The organism is Paenibacillus sp. J31P316 (assembly GCF_056269105.1).
Map to the genome: position 1 here is coordinate 260603 of NZ_JBWDNI010000004.1, position 11077 is coordinate 271679.

Annotated in this window: 7 protein-coding genes; 6 read left to right on the plus strand and 1 reads right to left on the minus strand. The window is 57.2% G+C overall.

The window, feature by feature from the left end; translation table 11 throughout:
* Positions 1–141: 141 nt before the first annotated feature.
* Positions 142–2367 (minus strand): ribonucleoside-diphosphate reductase subunit alpha, encoded by a 2226-nt coding sequence (locus tag AC0YNU_RS16590; protein WP_475758446.1) that lies wholly within the window; start codon positions 2365–2367, stop codon positions 142–144.
* Between the two features lie 477 nt (positions 2368–2844).
* Here AC0YNU_RS16590 and AC0YNU_RS16595 point away from each other — a divergent pair, with 477 nt between their 5' ends.
* The 6 genes from AC0YNU_RS16595 (at position 2845) to pheT (ending at position 10942) form a co-directional block, all read left to right on the plus strand.
* Entirely contained in the window at positions 2845–4485 is a 1641-nt protein-coding gene (locus tag AC0YNU_RS16595; protein WP_475758448.1) for a copper resistance CopC/CopD family protein, read from the plus strand.
* Between the two features lie 75 nt (positions 4486–4560).
* On the plus strand, positions 4561–5430 hold the full coding sequence (locus tag AC0YNU_RS16600) for a sensor histidine kinase (protein WP_475758450.1): 870 nt from the start codon (positions 4561–4563) through the stop codon (positions 5428–5430).
* Positions 5431–5435: 5 nt separating this feature from the next.
* Positions 5436–6146 carry a response regulator gene (locus tag AC0YNU_RS16605; RefSeq protein WP_475758453.1) on the plus strand — a complete coding sequence of 237 codons (711 nt, stop codon included), beginning with the start codon at positions 5436–5438 and terminating at the stop codon, positions 6144–6146.
* 155 nt (positions 6147–6301) lie between these two features.
* Positions 6302–6985: a YcnI family copper-binding membrane protein gene (locus tag AC0YNU_RS16610; RefSeq protein WP_475758455.1), complete on the plus strand. Its 684-nt coding sequence runs from the start codon at positions 6302–6304 to the stop codon at positions 6983–6985.
* A gap of 464 nt (positions 6986–7449) precedes the next feature.
* The gene (pheS, locus tag AC0YNU_RS16615; RefSeq protein ID WP_475758457.1) at positions 7450–8481 is read left to right on the plus strand and encodes a phenylalanine--tRNA ligase subunit alpha; all 1032 of its coding nucleotides are present in this window, start codon (positions 7450–7452) and stop codon (positions 8479–8481) included.
* A gap of 16 nt (positions 8482–8497) precedes the next feature.
* Complete coding sequence (gene pheT, locus AC0YNU_RS16620; RefSeq protein WP_475758459.1) at positions 8498–10942, plus strand: phenylalanine--tRNA ligase subunit beta; 2445 nt, start codon at positions 8498–8500, stop codon at positions 10940–10942.
* Positions 10943–11077: the final 135 nt, after the last annotated feature.

An 11077-nucleotide genomic window follows, 5' to 3' on the forward strand; every position in this document is an offset into this window, starting at 1 on the left:
GAAGTTGGAAAAGCGTCAGCGGTCGCCTTTGTAGTCGGATTATAACCATTGAATGTCTTATACAATCAATAATCCGACTACAACAGCGATTGGAAACTCATACTGTCCCGCAGGGCAGCTCCATTTCAACAATTCGGATTTCTATGAGCTGCAGCTCACGCAATCCTCGACTTCGAGGCTCTTATTACGGCAATAGTAGACGGTTTTCAGCCCGTTTTCCCATGCGGACATATAGAGATCCATGAACTCTTTAGCCGAGTAGTTCGGCGTGATGTAAAGGTTGAACGATTGCGCCTGATCGATATGACGCTGACGGCGGCCCGCGGCGCGGATGCTCCAGTGTTGATCGATCGTGTGCGCTTCCTTGTAGTACCAGAACGTTTCTTCGTTCAGGTTCGGAGCCGTTTGCGGGATGACCGCGTTCTTCTTCTCTTCGACGAAGAATTTGTTGAAGATCGGGTCGATGCCTGCCGTCGAGCCGGCGATCAGCGACGTGGAAGCCGTAGGCGCGATCGCGAACATCCATGCGTTGCGGACGCCGTGCTCAGCCACGTCTTTCTTTAGCTTCTGCCAGTGAGGAGCATCGTAACCGCGCTGCTCGAAATAAGCGCCGGTATGCCATTCGCTGCCTTCGAACACGCGGTAAGCGCCTTTTTCCTTGGCGATTTCCATCGATGCTTTGACCGCACAGTAGTTGATCCACTCATAGAGCTCGTCGGCACGGTCAAGATGCTCTTCGGATTCCCACGCGATGGCGTTCAGCGCGAGCCATTGGTGATAGCCGCTCGTGCCGAGGCCGACGGCGCGGTATTTCTTGTTCGTAATTTCCGCTTGCGGAATCGGATAGTGGTTCAAGTCGATGACGTTGTCCATCATGCGCATTTGGCAGCTGACGACCTCTTCGATTTCCTCCTTGGAGCGCGTGCGGCCAAGGTTGAGGGAAGAGAGGTTGCAGACGACGTAGTCGCCGGATTTCACTTGCGTCGAAATGATGCCGTCCTCGTGAGTCGTCGAGATATACTCCGTCGGGCTCATGTTTTGGCAGATCTCGGTGCACAGGTTGGAGCAATAGACGATACCTTTGTGCTTGTTCGGGTTTGCCCGGTTGACCGTATCGCGATAGAAGATGAACGGCGTACCTGTCTCGAACGAGCTGGCCAGAATCCTTTTCATGATCTCGATGGCCGGTACTTCGTCGCGGGAGAGCTCAGGATGATTCACGCACTCTTCGTAGCGGCGTTCCCATTCTTCGCCCCATGCGTCTTCGAGGGCATAGCCCAGGTAGCTGCGCACTTCATGCGGATCAAACAAGAACCAGGATTCGCGCTCCTGCACTTTGCGCATGAACAGATCGGGGATACAGACGCCCGGGAAAATATCATGCGCCTTCATCCGATCGTCGCCATTGTTCGTTTTCAAGTTCAGGAAGTCGAAAATATCTTTATGCCAAACGTCCAGGTAGACGGCAACGGCACCGGAACGGACGCCGAGCTGGTCGACCGCGACCGCCGTGTTGTTGTAGTTCTTGATCCAAGGCACGACGCCGCCGGCAACGCCTTTGTATCCACGGATGTTGGAACCGCGGCTGCGCACTTTGCCGATGTAGATACCCATGCCGCCGCCGAATTTGGAAACTTGCGCGAAGCTGGAGTCGACATTGTAGATGCCCCACAGGTTATCGGGTACCGTATCGATGAAGCAGCTCGACAGCTGATGGAACGGCTTGCGCGCATTGGCGAGCGTTGGCGTTGCGACCGTCATTTGCAGGCGGCTCAGCACGTCGTAGAACTTGCGGGCCCAGCCCAGCTTGTCTTCTTCTTTCATAGCCAAATGCATCGCTACGCCCATGAACAGCTCTTGCGGCAGTTCAAGCACGTCGCCGCCGAAGCTCTTGATGAGATAACGGTCAGCCAGCGTCTTCAGGCCGATGTAGTTGAACAGGTAATCGCGTTCCGGCGCGATGTAATTGCCGAGCTCGCGGATTTCATCGCGAGTATAGTGTTCCAATATGTAGCTGCCGTATAAGCCTTTATCGGTCAGGTACGTGATCAGAGAGTAGAAATCGCCGTATCCGAAATAACCGTATTTGCGGTTGATCGCGGATTCTTTATAGAGATCGTACACGAGAAGCTTGGCCGCAACATACTGCCAATTCGGCTGTTCGATGCTGGTTTTCTCCACCGCAACCTGCGTCAGCGTACGTTGAATTTCTTTGGTCGTGATGTTGTTGCGGAAATAAGGCAGCAGAGCTGTTTCCAGTTCCAGCGAATCGCAGTCGCTGTAACCGTCACACGCGAAATCAATGACTTTCTTCAGCTTGGAAAAGATAAGTTCTTCTTTCTGTCCATTCCTTTTAATGATATCCACGGGCAGAGCCACTCCTTGTCGAAGGTTGTCGTCCGACAACCCGTTATACACAATATGTTGTAAGTACTTCCATAAGTTACACCGATATATAGTGGTTGTCAAGGCAAACAATTCGACATCCAGGCGCCTGAAAAGGCCCGTTTTCTTCATGAAAAATTAATGAAAACGTATAGCCGCGCCCTTTGCAAACGGTATCGGGGGAGGCAGATCGCTCCGAATAAAAAAATAAAAAAAGTAAGTAAGCGAAAAACCATTATAGCATTTCCGGCGGCGATTGTGTCGTGACAATAACAGGGACTTCGGCCGCGGTCGGATGCCGGTCGCATTCGTTCAAACAAAAGTTGGATTTTCGGTTGGTGCTTGGCTGTTCACTCGAGTACACTTAGGCTTAGTTAAGGTTTGGATAGTCTGGGCTATACTGAAATCGCAATACTTGAAGGGACGTGACGACACAAGATGTTGATCGGCCGCAGGCATATGAAACGAAAACCGATTTTTTTCTTCTTGCAAGCTGCGGTGCTAAGTCTATGGATAAGCTTCCTGCTGTTCGGAGGCTCCTCGGCAGCCTTCGCGCATTCCGAGCTTGAACGCACTGCACCGGAACCGAATACCAAATACGAGCAAAGCCCGAGGCTGGTCGAGCTCGGCTTTAATGAAGCAATCGAAGCGAAGGTCGGATCCGTCGAGGTGCTCGACGACAAATCCAGACGGGTGACGGATGCGGAACCGAAGACAAGCGCCGACCATAAGTCGATCTCGCTTGCGCTGCCCGAGCTTGGCGAAGGCGTCTATACGGTGTCGTATGCGATCATTTCGGCAGACGGGCATCCCGTCAGCGGATCGTACGTCTTCGTGGTCGGCAATCCGCCGCAAGCGGTGGATGCCTCGGCCTTTGACCCGCATAAGGAGTTGGGACACGAGGGACATGGCGTTTCTACGCAGTTGACGACCAATCAGTTCATTATTTATGCCGTTCGTTCTTTATACTATGCGGCATTGCTGTGGACGGCAGGGCTTATGCTCTGGCCGCTTCTCTCGAGAGGCCGCGGCGTTATCCTGCCGGACATTCAGAAGAAGTGGGAGCCGATCGCGCTCCGCACGCTGCTTGTCGCCGTGCTGGTCTATATTTTCGCGCATGCGCGCGAAATTCTGAAGGGCTATCCGACAGGCGATTACGGCAAGCTGTTCCTGGAAACGACCGTGGGCAAGGAATGGATCGCGCTTCTGGCGCTGTCGCTGATCGGCTTTCTGTTCATCCGCTTGCATCCGATCGCAAGAGCGGTATGGGCTGTCGCGATTCTCGCCGTCGAGAGCTGGAGCGGGCATGCTGCCGTATTCTCGCCGAAGTCGGCGTCGCTCCTGTTCGATTTCGTTCATCTGGCTTCCGGCGCGGTATGGGCCGGAGGACTGATGCTGCTGCTCGCGCTGTGGCAGAAGGATCGCAAGGAAGCGGGGCGGTTCGCAGTCTTGTTCTCGAGGGCCGCGCTGCTGTCCTTAGTCCTGCTGACGTTATCCGGCGTCGGCATGACGCTGCTGTTCCTGCCGAGCCTGAAGTATCTGTTCTATACCTCTTGGGGCACGCTGCTATTGATTAAGACCGGCCTCGTCGTTCTGGTGCTGGGCGTCGGCGGCACGCTTCATCTGAAGATTCGAAAAGGCGGCTTGCCGGCGGTGGCTCTGCTGCGCGTGGATGCGACGCTAATGGCGCTCATTATTATCGTGGCTGCCTTATTTACGTATATCAGCCCGCTGCCTGCCAACACGCCCGTGACGTATCATCAAATGGGCGACAAGCTGCACGTATCGCTCAGAGTGACGCCGAACAAGGCGGGCATTAACGAAATTTCGCTCAAAGTGTGGCTGCCGGATGCCGTCGGCGCGGCGAAAGCGGTGCAGGTCCGACTGTTCTCGCAGGACCGCAAGGAACTGGGGCCGATCGAGGTGCCGCTGCAGCCGTACGAAGATACGGAGCTCACGGACTTCGACGGCTTCGTGAAAACCGCTTATAAGGCGGAAGGTCCGTTCATTCCGTTCGCTGGCCGCTGGGAGGCCGAGATCCGCGTCAGGGATAAGGACGACAACGAGACCGTGCAGAAGGTGGAGTTCCGTAATTATTAAACGAAAAACGATGTGCTTGTTTTTATATGGTAGTGAACATCCAGCGACCGTAGGTCATTCCAAGGAGGCCAACCCATGACGTACAAGCGCATCAAATGGCTCATTTTATGGACGCCGACCTTGACGGTCGCCCTGTGGGAGTACTTGCGCCATACGCTGTTGCTGCCCTATCTGTCGATGGGCCTCGGCAATGCGCTGACCCCCTTGATCGTCATTACGGTGACGGCAACGCTGCTGCTCAAGCTTTTTCGGATGCTGGAGGATACCCAAGAAACGCTGCAGCAGTCCAAGGCGGCCGAGGCGGCGTTCATGGAACGGGAGCAGCTGGCGCGGGAGCTGCACGACGGCATCTCGCAGTCGCTCTTCCTATTGTCCGTGAAGCTGGATAAGCTGGAACAGGCTCGAGATCCCGAGCTTGTCGCGGATACGGCGCAGCAGCTGCGCAGGACGGTCAAACATGTCTACGAGGATGTCCGTCAATCCATTGCAAGCCTGAGAAGCGAGCCATCCAAGACCGAGGTGCAATGGATGCAGGCGGTGGTGGATATGGCCGCAGAGCTGACGCTCGGAGGACTTATTGTCGAGCTCGACTGGCAGCTGACGGATGCCAAGCTGACGGGCAAAGAGAAGGTGGAGCTGCTTGCCATCGTTCGGGAAGCGATGCTGAACGTGCAGAAGCATGCGAGGGCGTCCCGCTTGATCGTGCGCGCCGTTCCCCGAGACGCCGGATCCGGAGAGTCGTTCCGCTGTACGGTCCGCGACGATGGCGTCGGCGCAGAGCCGGAGCAGCTGACGGCGAAGGGCCGCTACGGCGTCCGCATGATGCAAGGCAGGGCGGATGCGATGGGCTGGCAGTTCCGCGTGCGCAGCGTCGGCTCGGCGAAAGACGAGAACCATGACTTATGGAGCGGCGGAACGATTGTAGAAGTCGTGAAGAGAGGATGAGGGCGATGAGCGGGACGGTCAGAGTGCTGCTGGCGGACGATCATCCGCATGGACGGGAAGGCATGCGCGATATTCTGGGAGGCGCACCGGAGTTCGAAATCGTGGGAGAAGCGGCGAATGGCGAGCAGGCGCTCATGCTGGCGGCGGATTTAGCACCCGATCTGGTGCTGATGGATATCAACATGCCCGTGATGTCGGGCTTGGAAGCGACGGCGCTCATCAAGTCCGTCGACCCGCGCATCAAAATCATCATGGTGACGGTGTCCGACGATATCACGGATCTGTTCGAATCCATCAAACGGGGCGCCCAGGGCTATCTGCTGAAGAACCTGTCGCCCTCGTCCTGGCTGGAGTATTTGCGGGCCGTGGCGTTGGATGAAGCGCCGTTGTCCAAGGAACTCGCGTTCCGCATGCTCCAGGAATTCAACGGCGGAAGCGGCGCCGGCAAGGCCCAGCGTTCAGGAGGCCAAGCGGCAACGGTCCGGAGCGGAGATCAGGCTGCGGCGGAAACGTTCCATACCGCGCTGACGCAGCGCGAACGCGAAGTGCTGGAGCAGGTCGCTTTGGGCGGTTCCAATAAGCAGATCGCCGAAAACTTCGGCCTCTCCGAGCATACGGTCAAGAATCATTTGAAGAACATTTTGCAGAAGCTCCATCTCGACAACCGGGTCCAGCTGACGCGTTACGCGATGGAGAAAGGGCTTGTGAAAGATTGATCGAACGCCTTCTCCGCCGGGACACGAATTCGTAACATTCGTATAGCTCGTTCGAGTCATGCCTTCGGGAGAGGACTGGGGTATACTCGCTCATAGATAAACGAATGCTGGCAAAGCAGATGGGAATCATCTGCTTACGGGGAGGATGTAATTAGATGTTGAAACGATTCAAGAAAATGTCCATTATGGGGGCTGCCGTGTTGTCGCTGTTCCTGTTCGCTTCGATGGCAAGCGCGCATGTAACGGTGCAGCCGAAGCAAACGACGCAAGGCACTTATGAAGTATTCTCGGTCCGCGTGCCGAGCGAAAAAGAGAACGTCACGACGACGACCGTCAAGGTGACCGTCCCGGATGGCGTTGCCGTCAGCCGCGTCGAGCCGAAGGCGGGCTGGAAATACGAGCTCGAGCTTGCAGCAGACACGAAAGCGATCAAGTCCATCACGTGGACGTCGGAAGGCAGCGGCCTCTCGCAGACGGAATTCACCGACTTCCGCGTATCCGGCAAAGTAGCGGACGATGCGACGCAATTGGTATGGAAAGCCTACCAAACCTACAGCGACAAGTCCGTAGTCGAATGGGTCGGCGCGGACGGTGCCGATTATCCGGCGTCCGTGACGACGGTCGCGGCGGGCACCGGAGAAGGCGACGGACACGGCGCGCCGGCAGCGACGGGCGATGCCGCGGCGACGGATTCGCACGGTGCAGCAGACGCGCAAGATACAGCAGACAATGGCGATTCAAGCAGCACGAAGGAGAACGTTACGTTAGGCTTGTCGATCGCGGCAGTCGTACTAGGCGCGCTTGCGCTTATCGCTGCGCTGGCCCGCAAGAAGCGTTAATCGAGGCTGGGGGCTCATTGTCCGGGCCGGGTGCAAATTGCGCCTCTTAAGGCGTATGGCTTGAAGAAAACGGACATCCGGTCGGTGTATGTCGAAAGACTCGCGGAGTAGACTTGCGAAGAGAGATGGAAATTTCGTATACTATATCCATATACGCCAATGCAATGAGGAAGAAGAGTACGCAGTGCTTTCTTAACAGGGAGAAGACGCCGCCAGACTGAGAGCGTCTTTAGGAAACCAGGCTGCCGAAGTTCGCTTCCGAGCAGGCTTCTGAACGGGTGCGGCCATAGCGGCTGCATGAGGTAGGAAGCACCGGTCGTCCGGCCGATATCCGGATTGATGAGGAATTGCTCATCGGCTTCGTTATAGCCGGGCAATTTGAATTAGGGTGGTAACACGGTTCTTTCGTCCCTTACGGGGAGAGAGGACCGTTTTTTTATTTTCGCAGAAGGGGCTGAATGGTAATGAAAGAGCGTTTGGAAGCATTGCGCGTTGAGGCGCTGCAGGAGCTGCAGGGAGTCGCCGGTCCGCAGCAGCTGAACGACCTGCGGATCAAATATTTGGGCAAGAAAGGCGCGCTGACGGAAATTCTCCGCGGCATGGGAAGCTTGAGCGCCGAGGAACGTCCGGTTATCGGTCAGGTCGGCAACGAGGTGCGCGCCGCCATCGAAGAAGTCATCGAGACGAAACAAGCCGCGTTCCAGCAAGCCGAGACGGAGAACCGCCTCCGCGCGGAAACGATCGACGTTACGCTGCCGGGCAAGAAGCTCGCTGCCGGCGCGGTGCATCCGCTGAACAAGGTCGCGCAGGAAATCGAGGACGCGTTCATCGGCATGGGTTACTCCATCGCGGAAGGACCGGAGGTCGAGACGGACTTCTTCAACTTCGAAGCGCTGAACCTGCCGAAGAACCATCCGGCGCGCGATATGCAGGATTCGTTCTACGTGACGGACGAGATCCTCATGCGGACGCATACTTCGCCGGTCCAAGTCCGGACGATGAAGGCGATGAACGGAAAGCCGGTCAAGGTCATTTGCCCGGGTAAAGTATACCGCCGCGACGACGACGACGCGACGCATTCGTTCCAGTTCAATCAAATCGAAGGTCTCGTCATCGGACCGAACATCCGCATGAGCGATCTGAAAGGCACGCTGCTGCAGTTCGTGCAGCTGATGTACGGCAAGCAGGCGCAAATCCGTCTGCGCCCGAGCTTCTTCCCGTTCACGGAGCCAAGCGCGGAAGTGGACGTGACCTGCGTAAAATGCGGCGGCCACGGCTGCCGGATGTGCAAGCATACCGGCTGGATCGAAATTCTCGGCTGCGGCATGGTGCATCCGCGCGTGCTCGAGATGGGCGGCTACGATCCGAAGGAAGTCAGCGGTTTCGCGTTCGGCATGGGCGTGGAGCGGATCGCGATCTTGAAATACGGCATTGACGACATTCGTCATTTCTATACGAACGACCTGCGCTTCCTGAGCCAGTTTGTCCGAATGTGAGAAGGAGGCATATACGATGAACGTATCTTATAAATGGTTGAGTCAATATATCGATTTGGACGGCTACACGGGCAAGCAGCTGGCCGAGCTGATGACGAGCGGCGGCATCGAGATCGACGTGGTCGAATCCCGCAACAAAGGCGTGACCGGCGTCGTCGTCGGGCGCGTGCTGACGAAGGAAAAGCACCCCGATGCGGATAAGCTGAACGTGTGCACGGTTGACGTCGGCGGTCCGGAAGTGCTGCAGATCGTCTGTGGCGCGAAGAACGTGGACGCGGGCCAGCTGGTTCCCGTTGCGACGATCGGCGCGGTGCTGCCAGGCGATTTCGCAATCAAGAAGGCGAAGCTGCGCGGCGTGGATTCCCAAGGGATGATCTGCTCCGCGAAGGAATTGGGCTTGAACGACAAGCTGCTGCCGAAAGAACTGCAGGAAGGCATTCTCGTGCTTCCGGAGAACACCGCGGTCGGCGCATCCATCCTGGACGTACTCGGCATCGACGATGAAGTACTGGAGCTGGATTTGACGCCGAACCGTTCGGACTGCCTCAGCATGCTGGGCGTCGCTTACGAAGTCGGCGCGCTGACGGGCCGCACGGTGAAGCTTCCTGACACTCGGATCAGCGATTCGTCGGAGCAGGCTTCCGCGCATGTGTCGGTCCGGATCGAAGCGAAGGAACAATGCGCGCACTATGCCGCGCGTTACATCAAAGGCGTAAACATCGGCCCATCGCCGCTATGGCTGCAGAACCGTCTGATGGCTGCGGGCATCCGTCCGATCAGCAATGTCGTCGATATCACGAACTTCGTCATGCTGGAATACGGTCAGCCGCTGCATGCGTTCGACGCCGATCGGATTCCGGAAGGCCGCATCGTCGTGCGCCTTGCGAACGAAGGCGAGACGATGAAGACGTTGGACGGGCAGGAACGGAAGCTGGAGCCGCACATGTTGGTCATTACGGACGGCACGTCGCCGCTTGCGCTTGCGGGCGTTATGGGCGGAGCAGACTCCGAGGTGACGGCTTCGACCGTTAACATCCTGCTCGAATCCGCTCGCTTCGAAGGCGGCACGGTTCGCAAGACATCCCGTCAGGTCGGCTTGCGTTCGGAATCGAGCGTGCGCTTCGAGAAAGGCGTCGATCCTGCGCGAATCATTCCTGCGCTCGACCGGGCAGCCGCGCTGATGGCGGAATATGCCAGCGGCCATGTGCTCGAGGGCATCGTGGAAGAAATATCGGAACCGGCGGAGAAAACGGTCGTTGCGGTCTCGATCGAGAAGATTAACCGTTACCTCGGAACGGAGCTTTCGAAGCTGGAGCTGGAGACGATTTTCAGCCGCTTGCAATTCCCGTTTCAATTATCCGGCGACGGGGTATTTACCGTAGATGTGCCGACAAGACGCGGCGATATTACCCGCGACGTCGATTTGATCGAAGAAGCGGCCCGTTTGTACGGGTATGACAACATCCCGACGACGGCTATCGAAGGTGCCGCCACGCCCGGCGCGCTGACGAAGCCGCAGGCGATCCGCCGCGAGCTGCGCAAGCGCCTCACGGATGCCGGATTGCATGAAGTGATCAGCTACTCGTTCACGCATCCGGACCGCACGAAGCTGTTCCCTGCGCTGAACGGTGCCGGCGTGCTTCCGGTTCGGCTGGCGCTTCCGATGAGTGAGGATCGCAGCGTGCTTCGCACGAGCCTGCTTCCGCAGCTCCTGGAGACGGCAGCGTATAACCGTAACCGGAAGAACGACGATGCCGCGATTTTCGAAATCGGCAGCGTCTTCCATACGGACGAAGAAACGCTGACTCGCCTTCCGCATGAGAAGCACCGTCTAGGAGTTCTGCTGTCCGGCAGCCGCATCCGAGCGGAATGGAACCGCAAAGCGGAAGCGTACGACTTCTATGACCTGAAGGGGATCGTGGAAACGCTGGCCGACGTGCTCGGCGTGAGCGGATCCATCAGCTACGAAGCCGCACAGCCGGAGCATATGCATCCTGGCCGCACCGCGGCTATCGTATTGCGAGGCGAGCGCGGTCCCGTGACGATCGGTTACCTGGGGCAGCTGCATCCGGGCGTTCAAATCGACCACGACCTCGCGGACACGTACGTGCTCGAAGTCGAGCTGGCGCCTCTGTACGAAGTTGCCGATTCCGCGATCGTCTACAAGGCGCTGCCGCGTTACCCGGCCATGGAGCGGGATATTGCGGTCGTGCTGAATCGCGACGTGGAAGCGGGCAAGCTGATCGAAGCCGCCGCCGAGACTGCGGGCGAGCTCCTGGAGTCGATTCGCATCTTCGATATCTTCACCGGCGAGAAGCTTGGAGCCGATAAGAAGAGCGTTGCCTTGTCGCTTGTATACCGCCATGCGGAGCGTACGCTGACGGACGAAGAAGTGACGGAAGTTCACGGCAAGGTCGTCGCTAAATTAGAACAATCTTTTGAAGCAGAATTGCGTAAATAGGCAGGAGATGCCCTTAGCCGCATCGAATTAGTTCCTTGCGAACGAATCTCGATGCGGCTTTGTTTTATTTTCGCCAGGCTGGATTGGTTAAAGTCCGGTGCTGCCGCAATGTAAGCGTTCGCGACAACGAGTATT

What these genes read in the sequence shown, in the direction of transcription:
- AC0YNU_RS16595 (WP_475758448.1), top strand. Translation starts at nt 2,845, where the DNA reads ATGAAACGAAAACCGATTTTTTTCTTCTTGCAAGCTGCGGTGCTAAGT.
- AC0YNU_RS16600 (WP_475758450.1), top strand. Translation starts at nt 4,561, where the DNA reads ATGACGTACAAGCGCATCAAATGGCTCATTTTATGGACGCCGACCTTG.
- AC0YNU_RS16605 (WP_475758453.1), top strand. Translation starts at nt 5,436, where the DNA reads ATGAGCGGGACGGTCAGAGTGCTGCTGGCGGACGATCATCCGCATGGA.
- AC0YNU_RS16610 (WP_475758455.1), top strand. Translation starts at nt 6,302, where the DNA reads ATGTTGAAACGATTCAAGAAAATGTCCATTATGGGGGCTGCCGTGTTG.
- pheS (WP_475758457.1), top strand. Translation starts at nt 7,450, where the DNA reads ATGAAAGAGCGTTTGGAAGCATTGCGCGTTGAGGCGCTGCAGGAGCTG.
- pheT (WP_475758459.1), top strand. Translation starts at nt 8,498, where the DNA reads ATGAACGTATCTTATAAATGGTTGAGTCAATATATCGATTTGGACGGC.